Source organism: Micromonospora sp. NBC_00330 (assembly GCF_036136635.1).
Taxonomy (GTDB): Bacteria; Actinomycetota; Actinomycetes; order Mycobacteriales; family Micromonosporaceae; genus Micromonospora; species Micromonospora salmantinae.
The window spans coordinates 4,024,570-4,044,742 of the sequence record NZ_CP108012.1; the positions used below are offsets into that span (position 1 = coordinate 4,024,570).

At 71.0% G+C, this 20,173-nt stretch carries 21 protein-coding genes; 8 read left to right on the forward strand and 13 right to left on the reverse strand.

Annotated elements, in window-relative coordinates:
* Positions 1-2 precede the first annotated feature (2 nt).
* The 4 genes from OG598_RS18055 to OG598_RS33560 all read right to left on the reverse strand — a co-directional run bounded on the left by OG598_RS18055 (position 3) and on the right by OG598_RS33560 (position 2,944).
* Positions 3-869 carry an ABC transporter permease gene (locus OG598_RS18055; protein WP_328650270.1) on the reverse strand — a complete coding sequence of 289 codons (867 nt, stop codon included), beginning with the start codon at positions 867-869 and terminating at the stop codon, positions 3-5.
* A complete protein-coding gene (locus OG598_RS18060; RefSeq protein WP_328650271.1) occupies positions 862-1,707 on the reverse strand; it encodes an ABC transporter ATP-binding protein in 846 nt (281 codons plus the stop codon). The genes OG598_RS18055 and OG598_RS18060 overlap by 8 nt, the downstream gene beginning before the upstream one ends.
* Complete coding sequence (locus OG598_RS18065) at positions 1,704-2,735, reverse strand: ABC transporter substrate-binding protein (protein ID WP_328650272.1); 1,032 nt, start codon at positions 2,733-2,735, stop codon at positions 1,704-1,706. The genes OG598_RS18060 and OG598_RS18065 overlap by 4 nt, the downstream gene beginning before the upstream one ends.
* 131 nt (positions 2,736-2,866) lie before the next feature.
* On the reverse strand, positions 2,867-2,944 hold the full coding sequence (locus tag OG598_RS33560; RefSeq protein WP_349881247.1) for a putative leader peptide: 78 nt from the start codon (positions 2,942-2,944) through the stop codon (positions 2,867-2,869).
* Between the two features lie 248 nt (positions 2,945-3,192).
* Between OG598_RS33560 and OG598_RS18070 the strand changes: the two genes are divergently transcribed.
* Positions 3,193-3,372: a DUF4236 domain-containing protein gene (locus OG598_RS18070; protein ID WP_030333600.1), complete on the forward strand. Its 180-nt coding sequence runs from the start codon at positions 3,193-3,195 to the stop codon at positions 3,370-3,372.
* Positions 3,373-3,442: 70 nt separating this feature from the next.
* Here OG598_RS18070 and OG598_RS18075 read toward each other — a convergent pair whose 3' ends face one another.
* Positions 3,443-4,327 carry a hypothetical protein gene (locus OG598_RS18075; protein ID WP_328650273.1) on the reverse strand — a complete coding sequence of 295 codons (885 nt, stop codon included), beginning with the start codon at positions 4,325-4,327 and terminating at the stop codon, positions 3,443-3,445.
* A gap of 24 nt (positions 4,328-4,351) precedes the next feature.
* Positions 4,352-4,873 carry a VOC family protein gene (locus OG598_RS18080; RefSeq protein WP_112601582.1) on the reverse strand — a complete coding sequence of 174 codons (522 nt, stop codon included), beginning with the start codon at positions 4,871-4,873 and terminating at the stop codon, positions 4,352-4,354.
* Positions 4,874-4,922: 49 nt separating this feature from the next.
* Between OG598_RS18080 and OG598_RS18085 the strand changes: the two genes are divergently transcribed.
* Together OG598_RS18085 and OG598_RS18090 are read left to right on the forward strand one after the other, a co-directional pair.
* Positions 4,923-5,384 carry a MarR family winged helix-turn-helix transcriptional regulator gene (locus OG598_RS18085; RefSeq protein ID WP_030333595.1) on the forward strand — a complete coding sequence of 154 codons (462 nt, stop codon included), beginning with the start codon at positions 4,923-4,925 and terminating at the stop codon, positions 5,382-5,384.
* A gap of 57 nt (positions 5,385-5,441) precedes the next feature.
* Complete coding sequence (locus OG598_RS18090) at positions 5,442-7,070, forward strand: tetratricopeptide repeat protein (protein WP_328650274.1); 1,629 nt, start codon at positions 5,442-5,444, stop codon at positions 7,068-7,070.
* Between the two features lie 29 nt (positions 7,071-7,099).
* Here the strand turns inward: OG598_RS18090 and OG598_RS18095 are convergent, their stop codons facing one another.
* Positions 7,100-8,470, reverse strand: coding sequence for an ATP-binding protein (locus OG598_RS18095; protein WP_328655362.1), 1,371 nt, complete (start codon positions 8,468-8,470; stop codon positions 7,100-7,102).
* A 74-nt stretch (positions 8,471-8,544) separates the two neighbouring features.
* On the reverse strand, positions 8,545-9,201 hold the full coding sequence (locus tag OG598_RS18100; RefSeq protein ID WP_328650275.1) for a response regulator transcription factor: 657 nt from the start codon (positions 9,199-9,201) through the stop codon (positions 8,545-8,547).
* Between the two features lie 95 nt (positions 9,202-9,296).
* Here OG598_RS18100 and OG598_RS18105 point away from each other — a divergent pair, with 95 nt between their 5' ends.
* Positions 9,297-10,427: a LolA family protein gene (locus OG598_RS18105; protein WP_328650276.1), complete on the forward strand. Its 1,131-nt coding sequence runs from the start codon at positions 9,297-9,299 to the stop codon at positions 10,425-10,427.
* A gap of 68 nt (positions 10,428-10,495) precedes the next feature.
* Here OG598_RS18105 and OG598_RS18110 read toward each other — a convergent pair whose 3' ends face one another.
* On the reverse strand, positions 10,496-11,122 hold the full coding sequence (locus OG598_RS18110) for an SGNH/GDSL hydrolase family protein (RefSeq protein ID WP_328650277.1): 627 nt from the start codon (positions 11,120-11,122) through the stop codon (positions 10,496-10,498).
* A 146-nt stretch (positions 11,123-11,268) separates the two neighbouring features.
* Between OG598_RS18110 and OG598_RS18115 the strand changes: the two genes are divergently transcribed.
* The gene (locus OG598_RS18115) at positions 11,269-13,569 is read left to right on the forward strand and encodes a HelD family protein (RefSeq protein WP_328650278.1); all 2,301 of its coding nucleotides are present in this window, start codon (positions 11,269-11,271) and stop codon (positions 13,567-13,569) included.
* A 104-nt stretch (positions 13,570-13,673) separates the two neighbouring features.
* Here the strand turns inward: OG598_RS18115 and OG598_RS18120 are convergent, their stop codons facing one another.
* Positions 13,674-14,093, reverse strand: coding sequence for a hypothetical protein (locus OG598_RS18120; protein ID WP_328650279.1), 420 nt, complete (start codon positions 14,091-14,093; stop codon positions 13,674-13,676).
* Between the two features lie 191 nt (positions 14,094-14,284).
* On the opposite strand from OG598_RS18120, the gene OG598_RS18125 reads away from it, so the two are divergent.
* Together OG598_RS18125 and OG598_RS18130 are read left to right on the forward strand one after the other, a co-directional pair.
* Positions 14,285-16,327: a glycerophosphodiester phosphodiesterase family protein gene (locus OG598_RS18125; RefSeq protein WP_328650280.1), complete on the forward strand. Its 2,043-nt coding sequence runs from the start codon at positions 14,285-14,287 to the stop codon at positions 16,325-16,327.
* A 179-nt stretch (positions 16,328-16,506) separates the two neighbouring features.
* On the forward strand, positions 16,507-16,884 hold the full coding sequence (locus OG598_RS18130) for a hypothetical protein (RefSeq protein ID WP_112603907.1): 378 nt from the start codon (positions 16,507-16,509) through the stop codon (positions 16,882-16,884).
* 67 nt (positions 16,885-16,951) lie between these two features.
* Here OG598_RS18130 and OG598_RS18135 read toward each other — a convergent pair whose 3' ends face one another.
* From OG598_RS18135 to OG598_RS18145, 3 genes are all read right to left on the reverse strand, one after another.
* Complete coding sequence (locus OG598_RS18135; RefSeq protein ID WP_328650281.1) at positions 16,952-17,899, reverse strand: sporulation protein; 948 nt, start codon at positions 17,897-17,899, stop codon at positions 16,952-16,954.
* A 563-nt stretch (positions 17,900-18,462) separates the two neighbouring features.
* Complete coding sequence (locus OG598_RS18140; protein ID WP_328650282.1) at positions 18,463-18,675, reverse strand: DUF397 domain-containing protein; 213 nt, start codon at positions 18,673-18,675, stop codon at positions 18,463-18,465.
* Positions 18,672-19,535, reverse strand: coding sequence for a helix-turn-helix domain-containing protein (locus OG598_RS18145; protein WP_328650283.1), 864 nt, complete (start codon positions 19,533-19,535; stop codon positions 18,672-18,674). Before OG598_RS18145 ends, OG598_RS18140 begins: the two co-directional genes overlap by 4 nt.
* A gap of 329 nt (positions 19,536-19,864) precedes the next feature.
* Between OG598_RS18145 and OG598_RS18150 the strand changes: the two genes are divergently transcribed.
* Positions 19,865-20,137, forward strand: coding sequence for a DivIVA domain-containing protein (locus OG598_RS18150; protein ID WP_328650284.1), 273 nt, complete (start codon positions 19,865-19,867; stop codon positions 20,135-20,137).
* The last annotated feature ends 36 nt before the right edge of the window (positions 20,138-20,173 follow it).

The window sequence follows — 20,173 nt, forward strand, 5'->3', positions numbered from 1 at the left end:
TCCTATCCGGCAGAGACGTCGACGCGCCAGGTGGAGAAGCGACGTTCGAGGGCGACGAGGAGCTGGTTGACGACCAGGCCGATGGCGGAGATCGTGATGATCCCGGAGTACATGTCGGCGATCGCGAAGTTGTACTGCGCGTAGTTGATGAGGTAGCCGAGCCCGGCCTTCGCGCCGACCATCTCGGCCGCGACCAGCACCAGGATCGAGTACGCCCCGGCCAGCCGGACGCCGGTGAAGATGGTCGGCACCGCGGCCGGCAGGATCACCTTCTGGAACAGCCGCAGGTGGTTGAGCCCCATCGAGCGGGCCGACCGGATCAGCAGCGGGTCGACACCCTTCACCCCGGCGATGGTGTTCAGCAGGATCGGCCAGGAGCACGCGTACAGCACCAGGGCGATCTTGGAGGTCTCCCCCAGGCCGAGGATGAGCACGAACACCGGCAGCAGGGCCAGCGCGGCGGTGTTGCGGAACACCTCCAGCAGCGGGCTGAGCAGCTCGGCGAGCGGCCGGTACCAGCCGATCAGCAACCCGAGCGGGATGGCGGTGAGGACCGCCAGGCCGAGCCCGGCCAACGACCGGGTGAGGCTCGCGCCCACGTGCTCGGCGAGCTGCCCGCTGCGCAGCAACTCCCACCAGGCCACCAGCACCTCCGACAGCGGCGGCAGGAAGACCCGGTCGACCAGCCCGAGCCGGGGTGCGCCCTCCCAGATCGCGGCCAGCGCGGCGATGGCGACGGTGCGGTGCAGCACCTTCGCGCCGATGCCGAGCAGCCGCCCGGCGCGACCGGGAACGGCACTGTCGGCCGCAGCGTGGGGCGCTGTGGGTGGGCCGACGAGTCGGGCGGGACGTTCGGCGATGTCAACCAACGCGGGCCTCCTCGGTGTGGCGGACGCCGGTGCCCTCGGCCGCCTGGGCGGCCCGCACCTCGTCACGCAGCAGGGTCCAGATCTGGTGGCGGTGGTGGCGGAACGCGTCGGTGGAGCGGACGTCCTCGACCGCGTCCCGGTCGCCGAGGTCGATGTCGATGACCTGTTTGAGCCGCCCGGGCCGGGACGTCAGCACCGCCACCCGCTGACCCAGGTAGACGGCCTCGTCGATGCCGTGGGTGATGAACACGATCGTCTTGCCGGTACGGGCCCAGATCCGCACCAGCTCGTCCTGCAACGAGTCGCGGGTCTGAGCGTCCAGGGCGGCGAACGGCTCGTCCATCAGCAGCACGTCCGGGTCGTACGCGAGGCTGCGGGCGATGGCCACCCGCTGCTTCATCCCGCCGGACAGCTCGTGCGGGTAGCGGTCGGCGAACCCGCGCAGGCCCACCAGGTCGAGGTGGTGCTCGATCAGCGCGGCGCGATCGGAGCGGGGCACCCCCTTGGCCTCCAGGCCGAACGCCACGTTGCCGGCGGCGGTGCGCCAGGGCAGCAGCGCGTACTGCTGGAAGACGATGCCCCGGTCCAGGCCGGGACCGGTGACCGGCCGACCGTCGACGAGCACCCGCCCCGCGGTCGGCTCGGTGAGCCCGCCGAGCAGGTCGAGCAACGTGGACTTGCCGCAGCCGCTGGGGCCGACGACGACCAGGAACTCGCCGGGGCGTACCCCGAGGGTGACCGCGTCCAGCGCGGTGACCGCGCCGGCGCCGCCGCGCCGGCCGGCGCGGACCGGGAAGGTCTTGCTCACCCGATCAAAGAGGATCTTGTCGGTGCTCACGCGGTCCCCCCGTCCACGAAGGGGTTGAACCGGTTGGTGTAGATGTCGCCGGGCTTCGGACGGTCGCCCTTGAGCTCGCCCTCGGCGGCGAGCCAGTCGATCCAGGTGCCGAACTCCTGCTCGCCGATCACGCCGCCACGGCCGGCGACCCCACTGCTCTTCCAGTACGCGACCAGGGACGGGTCCTCGTTGCGGCCGCGCTTGCCGATGATGTCCCGCATTCGGGCGACAACCGTCTCCCGGGGTTGGGTGCGGGCCCACTCGATGGCCTTGCCGACCCCGGTGACGAACGCCTTGACGGTCTCCGGGTTGCGCTTGATGAAGTCGTCGCGGAAGACGTAGGTGCCGCCGCTGAAGGCGCCGAGCAGTTCGTAGTCGGTGAAGATCGTGCGGATGCCGCCGCTGGCGACCGCCTTGTCCCGGATCACCCCGCCGAGCACCGCGACGTCGATCTGCCGCTGCCGCAGCGACTGCTCGGTGTTGACCGGTGGCAGGGCGACCAGCTCGACCTGCTTGATCTCGGCGGGGGTGAGACCGCCGCGGGCGAGCCAGGTCTTGAGTACGGCCTCGGCGTGTGCGCCGAGGGTGTTCATGCCGACCTTCTTGCCGATCAGGTCGCGAGCGCTGCGGATCGGGCTGTCGTCGAGCACGTAGTAGCCCTGGAAGGTCTGCGCGTCCGAGCCGTAGTAGCTGACCACTGCGGTGATCGGGGCGTTGGCGGTGGCGAGCTTGACGATGGCGCCGTTGAACGCGCCGCCGAAGTCGCTCTGCCCGGTGGCAGTGGCCTGGATGTCCTGCGGACCACCGGTGACGTTGCCGATCCACGTGAGCTTGACGTCGCCGAGGTAACCGAGGTCGGCGGCGAGTTCGGGGAGGGTGACCTGGCCGACCGATCCCTGGTAGCGCAGCTCGCCGGCCTGGGCGCCGTCGGCTGCCGCGTCACCGCCGCAGCCGGCGGTGGCGGTGAGCACGAGCAGCGCGGCAGCGGCGGCGAGGGTACGCAGAACGGCACGACGGGGTGGGGACATGAGGAGTCTCCTGATCTGTCCACGATGGGAGCGGGGACGCCCGGATGAGGGCGTGCGGGCACGCTGCTCCGCGTTGAGCGGGCGGGCGGTGGGAGTGCGGCGCTGGAGCCGAGCCGGATGGACCGGTCAGCTCAACAGAGCGCGCTCGCGTGCCGGACCAGGTCGACGTGCACACGAGCGGTGAGGAGAAGCTCATCCCGCTGCGACATGACCCCATGCTGCCCGGGATCGGAACGAGCGGTCAACGCCCTTCCAGAAGATGAGACTTCTATCGCTGCCGATGTTACGAAGCGCCCCGACCAGCGTTTACCACGCCGCAACACCTATCTGTTGGATAGAGATTGCGGTGCTCGATGGGCGACCGTCCAGGGCGGACAGCGAGAGGGTTTCAAAAGTTGTCGGTTCGGGCATGTTCGATCTCGACACGGCAGGGAACGGTGACGAGGGGAGACCTCCGATGGGCCTCATGTTTCGCAAGCGCAAGAAGTACGGTCCGATCATCCTGAACTTCACCGAGAACGGCTTCTCCTCGTGGAGCATCAAGATCGGTCGCTGGTCCTGGAACTCCAAGGCCCGTGCGCACCGGGTCGACCTGCCGGGTCCGCTGAGCTGGAAGCAGGACAAGTCCCGGTCGTAAGCATCCCGGGAGTCGAGCGGGGTGCCGGTGATTCACCGGCACCCCGCTCGGCGTCTGCGGGGTGGGGCGCTCAGCGCGCCAGGGTGATGATCTCGTCGCCGGCGAGCCGCCCGGACTCGCGATCGCGTCGCACGGCGCCGGCGTCGACAAGCTCGACGAGCGCCTGGTTGGCGTCGGCGGCACGGTAGACGGTCGCGGTGAGGGTGTGCCGGCGCAGCTCGGTCACCGGCCGTGGCCCGCCGGCCCGCAACTCGGCCAGCAGTTCGTGGGCCAACGGTTCGAGGTCGGGTTCGCCGACCACGTCGACAGTGGTGCCGGTCGGGTCGAGCGGGTCGCGGTAGCGCACGCCGAGGTCCGCGCCGAGCGCCCAGAGCGCGTCACGGACCGCCTCCAGGCTCCGGTCGGAGCGGCTGCCGAACGCGACCACCCCGGCGGCCTCGCCGCCGGACAGCACCGGTGCCACCTCGGCGACCAGGGGGAAGCCGGCGGAGACGAGCACGTCTCGGGCACTGTCGGCGGTGTGCAGCAGCAACTCTCCGGTCCGGCCGTTGGTCGCGGCCGTGAGCAGCTTCGGCGTCACCGCGCCGGGCAGATCCACGAAGGAGAACAGCGGCGCGCCGGCCGCCCCGGCGGCCTTCACCGCGACCGGCAGCCGGTACGGCTCGCCGGGCAGCAGGTGCACTGTGACCTCGGCGGGCAGCTCCGCCTCGATCGGGCCGAGTCGGGCCGGCAGGTCGGCGGCGGCGTCGGCCAGCACCAGCACCGTCACCTGCCGGCCGCGCACCTGGTCGCCGTGCGTGGCGACCAGGCGCAGCGCGGCCTCCGCGCTGCCCGCGTCGGCGCCCGCGAGGGCTATGGTGGCCCGCCGGGAGCGGTGCAGGGCCGCGGGCAGCCAGGTCGTCAACTGGCGGACCAGCAGCTCGCGGAGGAAATCAGTGGTCCGGTCGGTCGGCATCGGTCCGTTCTACCGTACGGCCGGTCAGGCCGGGACGGAGATCCCCACCCCGCCCCGGGTCTGCCCGCCGTAACGCTGCCGCTCGGCGTCCAGGTCGAGCCGACCGATCTGCTTGCGGGCGGCCAGCGCGGTGTCGTCGAGCAGGTCGGCCGGGATCAGCCAGACCACCTCGAACTCCAGGCCGTCCGGGTCCTTGCCGTAGAGGCTCTTGGTCGTGCCGTGGTCGGAGGTGCCGGCCAGCGCGCCGGCTGCGGCGAGCCGCTCGGCGGTGGCGGCCAGCTCGTCGAGCGTGTCCACCTCCCAGGCGAGGTGGTAGAGGCCGACGGTGGAGCGACCGGCGGTCGACCGTCCGGCGCCCGCGCCGATCTCGAAGAGGCCGAGGTCGTGGTCGTTGGTGGAGTCGGGGGCCTGGAGGAAGGTGGCGCCCCGGAAGCCGTCCGGGGTCATCGCCACCGGGCGGAAGCCCAGCACGTCGCTGTAGAACGCGACGCTGCGGGCGAGGTCACTGACGTAGAGGACCGCGTGGTTGAGCCGGTGGATACCCATGACCCGAGACTAGCGCGGTTTAGTTGAACCTTCAACCATTCGGAGTATGATGGCCGTCATGACCCGCTGGTTGGACCCCGACGAGCAGCGCACGTGGCGCGCGTACCTCACCGCCTCCCGGGTGCTGATGGACACTCTCGACCGTGAGCTGCAACGCGACGCGGGCATGCCGCACGCGTACTACGAGATCCTGGTCCAGCTCTCCGAGGCCCCCGGTCGGCAACTGCGCATGAGCCAGTTGGCGCAGGCCGCGGGGTCGTCGCGCAGCCGGCTCTCGCACGCAGTGGCCCGGCTGGAGGCCGCCGGCTGGGTGCGCCGCGAGGACTGCCCCACCGACCGGCGGGGGCAGATCGCGCTGCTCACCGACGAGGGTTTCGCCACCCTCGCGGCCGCCGCACCCGGCCACGTCGAGGGGGTACGCCGACACCTGTTCGACGCGTTGAGCCCCGCCCAGGTCGACCAGCTACGCCGGATCAGCGAGACCCTGGCCGAGCACCTGACCGGATCCTGACCAATCGACACCGGCGCGGGTCTTGTACTTACCGTCGTCGGATGAGCACGATGGGGCGTGTCTTCCGGCTTCGGTGAACTGACTGATCAGGCGCACCACCTCGTGTCCTCCGGCGATCTTGCCGGTGCGCAGCAACTGCTGTCCGACGCGCTCACCGACGCCGACCCCCGCCCGGCCAACGCCACCCCCGAGTTGGCCGAGGCGGCCAGCCTCCAGGCGCGGGTGCTGATCGCCCTCGGCGAGCCGCACTCGGCCCGCGGTTGGGCCGCCTTCGCGTACGCGGCCACCACCCGCCTGCACGGCCGCGCCGACCCGCGCACGGTGGCCGCAGCGGCGACCCTGGCCGCGGTGCTGCACCGGGTCGGCAGCCACTCCCGGGCGGCGCGGCTCTACCAGGAAGTCATCATCGAGCTGACCGCACAGGACGGCCCGGAGTCACTGCGGGTGCTCGCCGCGCACGCCGACCTTGCCACCGTCGAATACGCGCGCGGCCAGTGCACGGTGGCCCGCGACCGCCTCCAGGACGCCTGGGAGCTGCACCGCGAGGTGTACGGCGACGGGCACCCCAGCGGCATCAAGATGCTGGCGCGGCTCGGGGCGATGCAGCGCGACTGCGGGCAGTTCGCCGAGGCGCATGACAACCTGGCGCTCGCCCGCGAGCTGTGCCGACAGCACCTGCCCGCCGACGATCCGCTGGCCACCCAGGTGGCGGCCCTGGCCCGGGCGGCGGCCAGTCCCGACCACGCCTGCGCCGACAACCCGCCCACGGCCCGGGACACGCCGGTCGTGCCGGCCGCCCGCGTCCCACCGCACGGCGACGGGCCGGCCGAATCCGGCTACCACCCGCAGGCAGCCGCAACCCACCACGCCGGGGCGGTGCCGAACCCTCGGCTGCCCTCCGACGAGGCGGTCGGGTCGACGGGCAGCAGATGGTCGACCGAGGCGGCGGACGAGCCGTCGCCCCAGCCCACCGACCCTCCGGTACCCCCGTCGGTGGTCGGGCTGGCCGGCGGTACCGAGGAGCGGCCCGGGGTGTACCGGCTGTACCGACCCACCGACCCGTACGCGTCGCCCGACCCGCACCAACAGTCCGACCCGTACGCCCGGCCAGATTCATTCGCGCGACCCGACCCGTACGCGCAGGTCGAGCCGTACACGCCGTCGCGGCTGCTGCCGGTGCCCGTGCACCGCGCGCCGCCGGAGCAGCGCAACCGGCTGGTGCCGGTGCTGGTGGCCGGCGTGGTCGTGGTGCTCCTCGGCGCGGCAGCGGTGATCGCCGGGGTGGCCCGGGTCGACGGCGACGACGAACCGACCCCGCCGCCGGCCAGCGCCTCCCCCACCGCCGGCGCGCCGGCCGGCACCGCGCCCGCCCCGGGCGGCACGGCACCCACGTCGGCTGCCGCCGTGGCCCCGCCCGGCACCCCACCCAGCGCGGTGACCCTGCGCGACACCCGGGACAGCATCGCGCTGAACTGGACCTATCCGCCCGGCGGCGAGGGCCCGGTGGTCATCGCGGGCGGCCGCACCGGGCAGGCCCACAACATCTTCGCGACGCTGCCCGCCGGCACCACCAGCTTCGTGATCTATGCGCTCAACCGCACCAACGACTTCTGCTTCACAGTCGCCGTCGCCTGGTCCACCGACACCGTGGCCCGTTCCAAGCAGGTCTGCACCAGCCGCCGCTGACCCTCGGGGAAGTCGCCGTCACGGACCGTCTACCTCTGGCCGTCCTCGGCCGGCAACGCCGGCAGGAGCAGGCACACCCGCAGTCCTCGCTGCTCCGGTGCGTCGGTCAGGGTGATGCCGCCGCCCGCGCGTCGGACCAACTCCCGGACGATGGCCAGCCCGAGGCCGGCTCCCCCGTCGTCGCGGGCCCGTCCGTCATCCAGCCGGGTGAACCGGTCGAAGACCCGCTCCCGGTCCGCCACCGCGACCCCTGGGCCGTCGTCGGTCACCGTCACCAGGTGGTACGCCCCGACGCCAGGCCCGACCGGGGAGCCCTCCGTCGACGTCGCCTCGGCAGCGAGCACGACACTGCCGTGCGCGTGGCGTACCGCGTTGTCGACAAGGTTGGCCAGCACGCGCCGCAGCTCCTCGACGGTGCCGATCGTCCAGAGCGGGCCCGCCGGCGGCGTCACCCGCACCGGCGGTGACGGGTAGCGGGCGGCGACCTCGGTCAGCAACGCGCCCAGTTCCACCGGGCCGGTCCCCCGGGCCGGCGGAGTCTCGTCCAGGCGGGCCAGCAGCAGGAGATCGTCGACCAGGCGGCTCAACCGCTCGGTGTCGGCGAGCAGGTTGGCGGTCACCGCCTTCCAGTCCGTCCGGTCGGCGAGGCGCTGGGCCACCTCCAGTTCGGTCCGGATGTTGGTCAACGGGCTGCGCAGCTCGTGTGCGGCGTCGGAGACGAAGGCCCGCTGCCGGACGCGGGCGGACTCCAGCCGGCCCAGCATGCCGTTGAGGGTGACCGCCAGACGGTGGATCTCGTCGGCCGACGCGGGCACCGGCAGCCGGCCGGCGCCGGCCCTCCCGGTGATCTCCTCGGCGCCTCGACGTAACGCCTCGACCGGCCGCAGGGTCGCGCCCACCACCCGCCACGCCACCCCGGCCAGCACGGCCACCAGCAACGGGAACGCCACCAGCAGGATGGTCCGGACCACATGGGTGCTGTGCCGCACGTCGGCCATCGAGCGGGCGACCAGCACCGTGAGCGGGTCGGCCGCGGTGCCGGCGGGTACGGCGACCACCCGGACCGGGCCGACGAGCCCGACCCGCTCGGCCGGCACCTCCAGCCGCTGCCGACCGTCGCGGGTCAGCCGCTCCGGGCGGACCATCGGCACCAGACGGTCGGCGTCGATCGAGGCCGCCCGGATCCGTCCCTGCCCGTCGACGACCTGCACGCGGACCTGCCCCCCGGCCACCGGCAGCGGGTCGGGCAGCGCGTCCTCGGCGGCGAGCAGCGCGACCGCGTCGGCCGTGCGGAACGCCTCGGTGTCGACGGTGCGTTGGAGCACGAAGCCGAGCGCGCCGAGCAACACCACCCCGCCCAGCGCCAGCCCGATGGTGAGACCGACCACACCGATCGCCATGAGTCGCCCGCGCAGCCCGAGGACCGGCATCCGGCCACGCCTGGCCCGACGGGTGGCGGCCGGACCGTCGGCGGTCACGTCGCCAGCCGGTAGCCGGCACCCCGGACCGTCTCCAGCCGGTCCCGGCCGAGCTTGCGGCGCAGGTAGCCGACGTACACCTCGACGGCGTTCGGCGCGGTCTCCAGGCTCGCGTCCCAGACGTGGTCCAACAACTCGACCTTGGAGATGACCTGGCCCGGCCGGCGCATCAGGTAGTCCAGCAACGCGAACTCCCGCGCGGTCAGCGCCACCTCGGCGTCCGCCCGGGTCACCCGCCGGCGGGCCGGGTCCAGCCGCAGGTCACCGACCGCCAGCACGGTCGGCCGCTCCGGCGCGCCCCGACGCAGCAGGGCCCGAAGCCGGGCCAGCAGCACCACGTACGAGAAGGGTTTGGTCAGGTAGTCGTCGGCGCCGCAGTCGAGGCCGTCGGCCTGGTCGTACTCGCCGTCCTTGGCGGAGAGCATCAGCACCGGCAACCAGTGCTGCTCCGCGCGCAGCCGCCGGACCACCTCGTACCCGGAGAGGCCGGGCAGCATCACGTCGAGGATCATCGCGTCGTACCCGCCGTACCGGGCCGCGTCCAGGCCCGCCGGGCCGGTTGCCGCCACGTCCACAGCGAACCCCTCCGCCTGGAGACCGCGTTGCAGGGCGGCCGCCAACCGGGCCTCGTCCTCCACCACCAGCACCCGCACCGCTCAAGAGTGCCACCCGGGTCAATCGGCGCGGTTCGACGTCCTCAGCGCGTTCACAGCACTGACGAGGCAGGATGGCCGCAGGAGGTGCCACCATGTCCGTCCTGAGAAGCCGTCCCGTCCTTCGTTGGCTGGTTCCGGCCACCGCGGCCGTCGCCGTCATCGGCGGAGGCGCGGCGATCGGCACGCTCGCCGCCGAGGCCGAGCCGAGCCTGCCGCCCCGAACCGCCGCTCAGCTCCTGGTCGACCTGCAGACATCCCGGCTGGAAGGGTTGTCCGGGACCGTCGTGCAACGCGCCGACCTCGGCCTGCCGCCCCTCGTCGGGCTGGTTCCCGGCAACGAGCTGACCACCCTGCTGAGCGGCACCCACACCCTGCGGGTCTGGTATTCCGGGCCGGATCAGCAGCGGGTCGCGCTGATGGACACGCTGGGCGAGCAGGACATCATCCGCAACGGTCGGGACCTGTGGACGTGGCAGAGCCGCAGCAACACCGCCACCCACCGCACGCTGGGCGGCGACGCCGGAGCCTGGAAGCCCGCCCCCGAACCGGCGGCGAGCCTGCCGGCCACCCCGCAGCAGGCCGCCGACCTGGCGTTGGACGCGATCGACCCGAGCACCGAGGTCAGCGTGGGCCGGTCGGCCACCGTCGCCGGCCGGGACGCGTACGAGTTGGTGCTCCAGCCGCGCGACCAGGACTCCCTGGTGCACCAGCTGCGGATCGCCATCGACGCCAAGCAGCACGTGCCGCTGCGCTTCGAGGTGCTCGCGAAGGGCAGCGACCGGCCGGCGTTCGAGGTGGCCTTCACCCAGGTCGACTACCGCCGCCCGGACGCCGACCAGTTCCGCTTCAACCCGCCGCCCGGCGTGACTGTCGACGAGGAGAAGGCCGAGCGCCCGACGGGCAACAAGCCCGGTCACGTCGAGCCGGCGGGTGACCCGCAGGTCCGCGCGGTGGGCGACGGCTGGACGACAGTGCTCATCGGCCGCCTCGACGGGGCCGATGTCGGCGGGAAGCCCGCCGCGAAGCCGGCCACTCCCCCGGCCGACGCCGGGTCGGACATGGACATGTCGAAGCTGCTCGGCGGGCTGGAGGCGGTCAGTGGTGACTGGGGCAGCGGTCGGCTCCTCACCAGCAAGCTGTTCAGCGTGCTGCTCACCGACGATGGCCGGGTGCTCGCCGGAGCGGTGACGCCGGAGCGGCTCTACGAGGCCGCGGGCGGCTGATCTCCGCGGTGTTCGCGCCGGGTCGACCTGACGGTCGGCCCGGCGCTTCGCTGTGGGTCAGGCCGAGGTCAGGAGACGCCGAGGGCGCTGAGGTACGCGTCGGCGAGGACCGCGTGGCCGGGCAGGTACGGGTGGACCCGGTCGTCGGCCCAGCGCGTCGCCGGACTCACCGCCAGCACCCGGTCGAACGCCGCCTGGTTGGGCACGTGCACCGCGTCGAACTCGGCGGCCAGCCCCGCCACGACCGCTGCGTACCGGTCGGTGTCGGCGCGTTGCGGGACGCTCCGGTCGGGCTCGATGAAGAACGGGTCACCGAGGATCAGTCGGCAGCCGGTCGCGTCGACCGCCCGACGGAGCAGGTCACGCAGGGTGCGCTCGTACTCCTCGATGCCGACGGCCTCATCCGGCCGGTCACCGTAGTGCCGCCAGATGTCGTTGATCCCGATCATCACCGCGAGCCAGTCGGGGCGCTCGGCGATGGCGTCGTCGTCCCAGCGGGCGGCCAGGTCCCGCACCGTGTCGCCGCCCACACCCCGGTTGACCCACTCCAGCTCCAACTCCGGGTGCCGGGCGTCAACCAGGGCGCGTACGAGACTCACATATCCGCTGCCGTAGGGCGCGGCGACGTCGCGTCGACCACAATCGGTGATGCTGTCCCCGATGAAGACCACCCGTTGCCCGGTCCGCAGGATCATCCGCCGCCACCTCGCGATCACCGGCGCGCCGGACCGCCCGGCTTGGTGAGAACCGGCGGAACGCGCTATCTTCAACAGTTCGAAGGCACAAAAAAGAACGGCTAAAAGCCGTTCCTGCAAAGGATTCTAATCTTTAGGGAGACGGCTTGTCAAGGCACTCCGGCGGTTCCGGCGAATTGCCGCTCGACGACGAGATCGGTCGCGAGCAGGAGTACGTCTCGATGCTCTACAACCGGCTGGACCAACTGCGTGAACAGGCCGCCCACCGGCTCACCGCCGAGCTGCACAACACCGGCGGCACCCTCCAGGACCGCTCCCAGCGCGACAGCTCGGTAGCGATGTACGCCGATCAGGTCGAACAGTTCTCCGCCGTGGAGAACGGGCTCTGCTTCGGCCGTCTCGACGGCGACGACGACTCCCGCCGCTACATCGGCCGGATCGGCATCTTCGACACCAGTGGTGACTACGACCCCCTGCTGATGGACTGGCGGGCACCCGCCGCCCGTCCGTTCTACCTCGCCACCGCCGCGAACCCGCAGGGCGTACGCCGTCGCCGGCACCTGCGTACCCGGCAGCGCAAGGTGACCGGGCTCAACGACGAGGTGCTCGACATCGACACCGCCTCCCCCGGCGCCCACGAGGAGCTGACCGGTGAGGCGTCGCTGCTCGCCGCGCTCAACGCGGGCCGTACCGGCCGGATGCGCGACATCGTCGAGACCATCCAGGCCGAGCAGGACGAGGTCATCCGCGCGGAACTCCCGGGTGTGATGGTGGTCCAGGGCGGCCCCGGCACCGGCAAGACCGCTGTCGCGCTGCACCGGGCGGCGTACCTGCTCTACACGCACCGCCGGGAACTCTCCAGCCGCGGCGTGCTGCTGGTCGGCCCGAACGCGACCTTCCTGCGCTACATCTCCCAGGTGCTGCCGACCCTGGCCGAGACCGGCGTGCTGCTACGTACCCAGGGTGATCTCTTTCCCGGGGTGAGCGCCCAACGGACCGAGCCGGCCGAGACCGCCGCGCTCAAGGGCCGGGCGGTGTTGGCCGAGGTGTTGGCGCTGGCCGTACGGGACCGGCAGTGGGTGCCGGACGAGCCGCTGGAGATCGAGGTGGAGCGCGAGACGCTGACCCTCGACCCGGAGATCGTGCGCGCCGCCCGGGACCGGGTACGCCGCGTCGACCGACCGCACAACCTGTCCCGCGCGCTGTTCGACGTGGAGATCGTGCACGCTCTCGCCGACCAGGTGGCCGAGCGGATCGGCGCCGACCCGCTGGGCGGGGACAACCTGCTCGACGAGGCGGACCGGGCCGAGATCCGCCGCGAGCTGCGCGAGGAGACGGAGATTCAGGCCGCCCTGGATCGGCTGTGGCCGGTGCTCACCCCGCAGCGGCTGCTCGCCGACCTGTACGCCGACCCGGACCGGATCGCCGCCGCCGCGCCGATGCTCAGCGAGGACGAGCGGGCGCTGCTGCGCCGCGAGCCCGGTGGCTGGACGCCGGCCGACGTCCCGCTGTTGGACGAGGCCGCCGAACTGCTCGGCGAGGACGAGCGCGCCGCCGCCGCCCGGCGGGACCGCATCCGGCTGATGGAACGGGAGTACGCCGAGGGCGTGCTGGAGATCGCCCGGGGTTCCCGCTCGATCGACGTCGAGGACGAGGCCGAGGGCGGTGAGATCCTCGGCGTGACCGACCTGATCGACGCGGATCGGCTGTTGGAGCGGCAGGAGGAGGCCGACCGGCTGACCACCGCGCAGCGGGCCGCCGCCGACCGCACCTGGGCGTTCGGCCACGTGATCGTGGACGAGGCGCAGGAGCTCTCGCCGATGGCCTGGCGGCTGCTGATGCGCCGCTGCCCGAGCCGGTCCATGACGATCGTCGGGGATGTGGCACAGACGGGCGCGCTGAGCGGCACGCCGTCCTGGGCGGATGCCCTCGCCCCGTACGTCGAGCAGCGGTGGCGGCTCACCGAGCTGACTGTCAGCTACCGCACTCCCGCCGAGATCATGGCGGTCGCCGCCGAGGTGCTGGCCGAGATCGACCCGGCACTGCGGCCGCCGCGCTCGGTGCGGGAGAGCGGCGTACCGCCGTGGGACCGGACGGTGCCCGACGGTCGGTTGGCGGCGGAGTTGGTCGCCGAGGCCACCCGGGAGGCGGCCGGCCTGACCGAGGGGCGGCTCGGGGTGCTCGTGCCGGCCGGTCGGGTGGGTGAGTTGGGTGCGGCGGTGACCGCCGCCCTGCCGGAGGCCGCCGTCGGCGAGCATCCGGAGCTGGAGAGCCGGGTGGTGGTGTTGACGGTCGCGCAGGCCAAGGGTTTGGAGTTCGACTCGGTGCTGGTGGTCGACCCGGACCGGATGGTGGCCGAGTCCCCCCGCGGGCGCAGCGACCTGTACGTAGCCCTGACCCGCGCCACCCAACGCCTGGGCGTCCTCCGCCCCACCCCCACTCGCTGAATCGATCATGAGGTTGACGTGGCTGTTGAAGATCACAGTCCACGTCAACCTCATGATCACGCCGCCAGGGGGGCGGGTGGGTGGGTGGGTGGGTGGGTGGGTGGTTAGTCGGTGGATTTGTCTCTGACGGACTTTGCCGGGCCCGTTGCCGACGTGGACTGGTCGCTGGTGCCGCCACCCATCGGGGTGCTGAGGCCGCCGGTGGTGGCATCACCGGTGGTGGTCGGCGCTACAGTGCCCGGGTGTCGCTCCGGCTGTCGGGCCACCCGGCGTACGCTCGCCGGCCCGGCGGTGCCACCGGTGGTGGTCACCGCGCCCTGCCCGCCGACGGGGCCGCCGTCGCGCAGCACCTGTGGGTCGATCCGTTCCTTCGCCGGATCGAACGGGTCATCGCGCTGGATCTGACTCTCCACATCGGTGCGGGGCACAGTCACCTCGTCGAGGGCGCCCTTGCCGTACACGCCACCGGCGATCCGATCCTCGGCCTCGCGGGCGGCATCCTGCCGCATGTCGTCCTCACGCACGTCCATCACCTCGCAGAAGCTGTGGAACTGACTGCGTGCCCGGCCACCGGCCGACCAAACCCGGCGTGACCGGGAGGTCGTCCACGTCGGTTCACCGTCACGCCGCCCGCTGGTCGCCTGCCCGAAGCCCGAGATGTCCATGCTGTCCCGCGACCGGTGGGAAATGCCCGCCGGCAGGAGGGGATGACAGCGTGCGCACAGTACGCCGTACCGCCGTCGCGGCCCTGGTGGCCGCGACGGTGACGACCGGGCTCGCGGTGCCCGCCCAGGCGACGCCACGACCGGACCGGACATTCGACGTGCAGGCCCACCGGGGCGGCCTCGGGCTGCGGGTGGAGAACACCCTCGCCTCCTTCGGCAACGCCCTCCAGCTCGGGGTGAGCACCCTCGAACTGGACGTGCAGATCACTGAGGACGGTCAGGCCGTCGTCACCCACGACCGCAAGGTCACCGGCACCAAGTGCGTCGACACCACCCCGGTGACGCCCGGCGACCCGGAGTTCCCGTACGTCGGGAAGTACATCAACACGCTCAGCCTGGCCCAGGTGCGCTCGCTCGACTGCGGCTCGAAGACGCTGTCGGACAAGCCCGGCCAGCTCGCCGTCCCCGGTGCCCGGATGCCGCTGCTGCGTGAGGTCTTCGCGCTGGTCAACCGCTACCGGGCGAAGGACGTGAAGCTCAACGTCGAGACCAAGGTCGAGGCGGGCGCGCCGACCGAGACCGCCCCCCGCGAGCAGTTCGTCCGGGTCACCGCGGCCGAGATCCGCGCCGCCGGGATGCTGAAGCAGGTCACCATCCAGAGCTTCGACTGGGGCGCGCTGATGCGCATGCGTCAGGTCGAGCCGAAACTGCCGCTGGTCGCCCTGACCAACTACGACTTCCTCCAGACCGGTCAGCCGGGAGCATCGCCGTGGCTGGGCGGGCTGGACATCGACGACTTCGGCGGAGACCCGATCAAGGCGATCCGCAGCTTCGGCGCCAGCGCCTTCTCGCCGGTGCACGGGTCCCCGCAGAACGGCACTGTCACCGACCCGGGCTACAAGCCGTACGTCACGAAGGAGATGGTCGCCCAGGCGCACCGCTACGGGATCAAGGTGATCCCGTGGACGGTCGACGACGTGCCGACCATGACCAAGCTGATCGACGACGGCGTGGACGGCATGATCACCGACTACCCGGACCGGTTGCGCGGCCTGCTGGCGCAGCGTGGTTACCGGCTGCCGAAGGCGTACACCGCGCCGTTCGACATCCAGGCGCACCGGGGCGGCCGGGCCACCCGACCGGAGAACACCCTGCCGGCGTTCGCGAACGCGCTGTCCAACCGGGCCATCTCCACCCTTGAGCTGGACACCAACGTGACAGCCGACGGCAAGCTCGTGGTGCTGCACGACCGCACCGTCAACGGGTCGCACTGCGTCGACACCGCCCCGGTGCGCCCGGGAGACCGGAAGTTCCCGTACGTGGGCAAGACGGTGCACGAGTTGACACTGGCGCAGCTCAAGACCGTGGACTGCGGCACGAAGACGCTGCCCGAGCTGCCCGCCCAGGTGCCCGCGCCCGGTGCCCGGATCCCGACCCTGGACGAGGTTTTCGCCCTGGTGAAGGCGAGCGGTCGCACCGACATCGGAATGAACATCGAGACGAAGATCAGCCCGGTGGTGAACGACACCGAGCCGTACCGCAGCTTCACCCGCAAGCTCGTCGACGCGATCCAGCGGGCCGGCTTCACCAGCCGGGCCACCATCCAGTCGTTCGACTGGCGCACCATCACGTACGCCCGGCAGCTCGACCGGCGGATCGGCACTGTCGGCCTGGTCTGGCAGTACGGCCCGGCCGAGTGCGCGACCCTCGCCGACGAGTGCTCGCTGGAGGCGGTCTACGGCAACCCGTCGGTGAAGAGCCCATGGACCGGTGGACTGGACTGGTGGAAGTACCAGGACCTGGGCAAGCTCACCCGGGCCGCGGGCGCTGGCACGGTCTCCGCCAACTGGCAGGTGCACGACCCGAAGCAGGGCACCGTCGCCTCGACCGACTGGTACCTGCGGGAGAACCCGGCATACTTCCACGGACCGGACGTTCGGACCCTGCAGACGCAGTACGACCTGAAGGTGATCCCGTACACCGTGGATGACGCGACGGTCATGCAGCGGGTCATCGACCTGGGCGTCGACGGCATCATCACCGACGACCCGGACCTTCTGGTGAGCGTGGTGATCCGCAACGGCCTGCGCTGACCCGTCGACCACCCGATCGCCGGCCGGACTTTTTCCGGCCGGCGATCGGTGTTACCTGCTCGGGGGCCTCGGGTAGTCGGGGGTTGTCCCCGCCACGAAAGCGAACCGTGCCGTGGCCGAAACGCGGTAGCGGGGCGAGGGAATGCAGGTACGACTCATCGCATCCTGAGGAGGACCAGATGAGCACGCAGGCTGCTTCCACCCGGCCGATGAACCGGCCCATGAACGACCCGCAGAATCCCGCTCAGATGCGGGACATGCAGACCCAGCAGATGCCGGTCATGCATGACGGGCGCCGCAACGACATGCAGGCACCCGGTACGGAGACCAAGCAGGCGTTCAAGACCACCGAGTTCTGGATCTACCTGATCGCGGTGGCCGCCGTACTGGGCGCGTCGCAGGTCGTCGGTCAGAACTCCGCCGGGGTGGACATCTTCCGGGCAGACAACGCCTGGTTCCTGATCACCCTGCTGACGCTTGGCTACCTCGGTAGCCGTGGCCTCTCGAAGGCCGGCAGCAACTGGCGCAGCGGCGAGGAGCGCAAGGCCCGACACTGACGTTCACAGTGCACAGTGGCCTCCGGGAGATCCTCCCGGAGGCCACTGTGGTGTCTGTTCGTAGCGGCTACTCGTCGCCACCGAAGTCGCCGAAGTCACCCTCGAACGATTCCTCGATCATCTCGCCGGCGATCATGCCGCCGGCGACACCCAGCGCGGCGCCAGCCACCATGCCGCCCATGCCGTGCCCGCGGCTGTGCCCGTGACCGTGGCTCGGGCCGTACTGGGAGCGCAGACTGCCGTAGCGGGATGTGGTCTCGCGCAGCCAACCGTCGACGACCTGCGCCCAGTCCACCCGGTCAACGTCGGCGTGCGACACCTGGTAGCGACCGAACGCGTCGTGCCCGGCGCTGAGGAACCCGCCGCGCTTGTCGCACTCCAGGATGACCTCCACACCGCGCTGGCTGGTCACGAAGGTCAGCTCGACCTCCCGGATGGTGCTCGCGTACTGCGGGGAGGCGAAGAACTCGATCTCCTGGTAGAACGGCAGCGTCTGCTGCACGCCCCGGATGTGACCACGCTCCAGGTCGGCGTGCTTGAACCGGAAGCCGAGCCGCTGGAACGCCTCCAGGATCCGCTCGTGCACCGGCAGCGGGTGCACCGCCACCTGGTCCAGGTCGCTCTTGTCGACAGCGCGGGCGATCGCCAACTCGGTACGCAGACCCATCGTCATACCGTGCAGGCGCTGGCCGTACACGTCGGTGATGGGGGTCTCCCACGGCACCGGCAGCTGGAACGGGATCGAGAGCTGCTGCTTCGGGGCGAGTACGAGCGAACCGCTCACCGCCATGCGGTGGAACTCCATCGTTCCCGCGTACTCGGTGTCGTGCCCCTCGACCTCGACCCGGGTGACCAGGCCGATCACCACCTGCTCGATGGCTGCCTCAGCGTCGCCACCGACGAGGTTGACCTGCCCGTCGAGGGTCAGGCCGGGCCGGGTGTTGGGGTTGGTCAGCACGGTGTCCACGCTGGGACCGCCCACACCGAACGCGCTCAACATCTTCTTGAAGACCATCGGAACTCCTGTGCGACGCCGACCGCTCCAGGCTGGAGTCGGACGTTGACTCGAACGGCACCTTATCCAGCACCCCTGTGAGGTGGCTGTGAAGCGCCCACGCCGACGCCGCTCGCGTCGGCGCGTGACTCGGCGCCGCTTGATCGACTCGGGTTCACGGAAGTCGGGGTGTCCTGGTCGCCGGGATGCCCCGGTTTACAGGAACCCGAGTCGATCAGCGAACCCACGTCCGCGACACCACCTCGGCCGCCCGATGCCCGCCATCCGTTCAGCGTCAGCGGAAGGGCGGATGTCCGTCGACGAGCCTTTGGAGCTGATGTCGCAAACGAATCAGGCGTTCGACCTTCCGCTGCACAGCTCACCAGCCTGGCGACTGGTCAGAGCGTCGACGGCGACGCGGGCCGCCGAACGCAGCCCAGACCGCACCGCCGAACTTCCGCGCTGCCGTATTGCCGCACGCCGAGAGGTGGCACCAGCGGAGGTGATCGACTCGGGTTCACGGAAGTCGGGGTGTCCTGGTCGCGGTGACACCCCGACTTCCTGCAACCCGAGTGGATCACGCGTCAGGGCGCGAAAGCGCCGTCCTTCACCCCGTTGACGAAGGCCACCCAGCCGCCTGCCGGGTAGACGAGGGTCGCTGCCGCACGATCCTTGCTGTCGCGCACCGCCACTCGGCCGGAACCATCCAGGACGGGCCCCGCCTCGACACAGCTACCACCGTTGCTGTCACTTCTGCTGCTGATGTGCCAAGCAACGTCAAACATGTTCTCGCTCATGACAAATCCTCCGCGATGCTCGTGATCAACTTCGTTGACTCGCTCTCGCTGAGCGCAGAATCCAACAGACGACCATAGGCGCGAACGAAGCGCTCAGCCTTCGGCGACTCCAGGTAGAGCCGCCCTCCCAAGGACTCCACGTAGGCAACCGCAGGATACGGCTCCGGCAGACGGAATATCCAGAACGTACCGTCGAGCCCTTGGTGCAGGGCCAGGCCGAACGGCATGACTCTGATTGCCACGTTGCCCAGTCGCTGCGCCTGCGAGAGGTGCTGTAGCTGCCGGCGCCACACCTCCGGCCCGCCGACCATCCTACGGAGCGCAGCTTCGTCGATCACCGTAGAAATCATGAGTGGGCGGCGTCGCCTCAGCACCTCTTGGCGGGTCATCCGAAGCGCGACCCAGCGATTGATCGTCGCTTCGGTTACCCCCGGTTGTGCCGCATTGCGAATCACGGCCTCGGCGTATTCACGGGTCTGCAGCAGCCCCGGCACCAGGGTGAGGTGAAAGCAGCAGACCTGCTCCGCGCGACCTTCCAGCCAGGGATATTCGATGAAGGACGCGTCCACGACGTCGCCGTAGTCCTCATCCCACCGGTCGGTGCGCCAGACCTCCTCGGCAAGCGCCAGCAGGCGAGCCCGCTCGGCCGCGTGGTGAAATCCGTAGAGATCCAGCAGCGCGATCACATCACCCTTGCGGATCGGCCAGTCCGCGCGTTCGTACCGACCAAGCGCGGACATGTCGCGTTGCAGATGCTCGGCGACCAACTTCAAGGTCATCCCCCGTTCCTCCCGCAGGGTCCGCAATCGCTGACCCAGCCATTGCGCACGCAGGGTCCGGATGAACGGCTTGTGCGGCATGGTCCACCTCTCAATTCGTTGGCGACGCCCGCGTTGGAACCATTGCTCCAGTTCCGAGCGACTGGAAACGTGGCCTACGGGTGAGGGTGATCGCCGGCCCCCGGGGACGCCCGGTGCAAACACGGCAACCGCGGCTGTGCCAACAGCCGAGAAGGTGACGAGAGTCGGCCTCGCGAGTGGCAGGCGCATACCGGCTCTCGTCGGGTCTCAACTAGAGCGTCGGGATGTGCGAATCCCGGCTCCGAACCGACTTGACGAATAACTACCACGGCAAAGGGCGCCTTCGCGACCTTGACCCGCCCATCTGTCGACGACGCGCGAGGTGATGAATGACCCGAGGCACTCTCTACGACGGCACGCTCCATGGCGGCGCTCGGCTGGCTCGGCTGCACCCGAGCCAGGTCCGCGACCGGCAGTTCACCGTGGTCGGTTTCGGCCGACGAGGCCTGGACCCCGGGGAGGTACGGCGGTTCCTGCACCGCGTCGCTCTCGACCTGGCGACGCTGCACCACGATGTGGCTCGGCTCAGCGAGGAGAACGCTCGTGTCAAGCGCGCGCTGCGCGATTGGCAGAGCGCCTGGTCCGAGCGGCGTCAGCCGTGAGCCCGGGATGGGAGCACCAGTACAGGGGGCTTTTCA

Excerpts from the sequence above, each read along its gene's own strand:
- OG598_RS18065 (WP_328650272.1), bottom strand. The coding sequence starts at position 2,735 with ATGTCCCCACCCCGTCGTGCCGTTCTGCGTACCCTCGCCGCCGCTGCC.
- OG598_RS33560 (WP_349881247.1), bottom strand. The coding sequence starts at position 2,944 with ATGTCGCAGCGGGATGAGCTTCTCCTCACCGCTCGTGTGCACGTCGAC.
- OG598_RS18070 (WP_030333600.1), top strand. The coding sequence starts at position 3,193 with ATGGGCCTCATGTTTCGCAAGCGCAAGAAGTACGGTCCGATCATCCTG.
- OG598_RS18075 (WP_328650273.1), bottom strand. The coding sequence starts at position 4,327 with ATGCCGACCGACCGGACCACTGATTTCCTCCGCGAGCTGCTGGTCCGC.
- OG598_RS18080 (WP_112601582.1), bottom strand. The coding sequence starts at position 4,873 with ATGGGTATCCACCGGCTCAACCACGCGGTCCTCTACGTCAGTGACCTC.
- OG598_RS18085 (WP_030333595.1), top strand. The coding sequence starts at position 4,923 with ATGGCCGTCATGACCCGCTGGTTGGACCCCGACGAGCAGCGCACGTGG.
- OG598_RS18095 (WP_328655362.1), bottom strand. The coding sequence starts at position 8,470 with ATGGCGATCGGTGTGGTCGGTCTCACCATCGGGCTGGCGCTGGGCGGG.
- OG598_RS18105 (WP_328650276.1), top strand. The coding sequence starts at position 9,297 with ATGTCCGTCCTGAGAAGCCGTCCCGTCCTTCGTTGGCTGGTTCCGGCC.
- OG598_RS18110 (WP_328650277.1), bottom strand. The coding sequence starts at position 11,122 with ATGATCCTGCGGACCGGGCAACGGGTGGTCTTCATCGGGGACAGCATC.
- OG598_RS18130 (WP_112603907.1), top strand. The coding sequence starts at position 16,507 with ATGAGCACGCAGGCTGCTTCCACCCGGCCGATGAACCGGCCCATGAAC.
- OG598_RS18135 (WP_328650281.1), bottom strand. The coding sequence starts at position 17,899 with ATGGTCTTCAAGAAGATGTTGAGCGCGTTCGGTGTGGGCGGTCCCAGC.
- OG598_RS18140 (WP_328650282.1), bottom strand. The coding sequence starts at position 18,675 with ATGAGCGAGAACATGTTTGACGTTGCTTGGCACATCAGCAGCAGAAGT.
- OG598_RS18145 (WP_328650283.1), bottom strand. The coding sequence starts at position 19,535 with ATGCCGCACAAGCCGTTCATCCGGACCCTGCGTGCGCAATGGCTGGGT.
- OG598_RS18150 (WP_328650284.1), top strand. The coding sequence starts at position 19,865 with ATGACCCGAGGCACTCTCTACGACGGCACGCTCCATGGCGGCGCTCGG.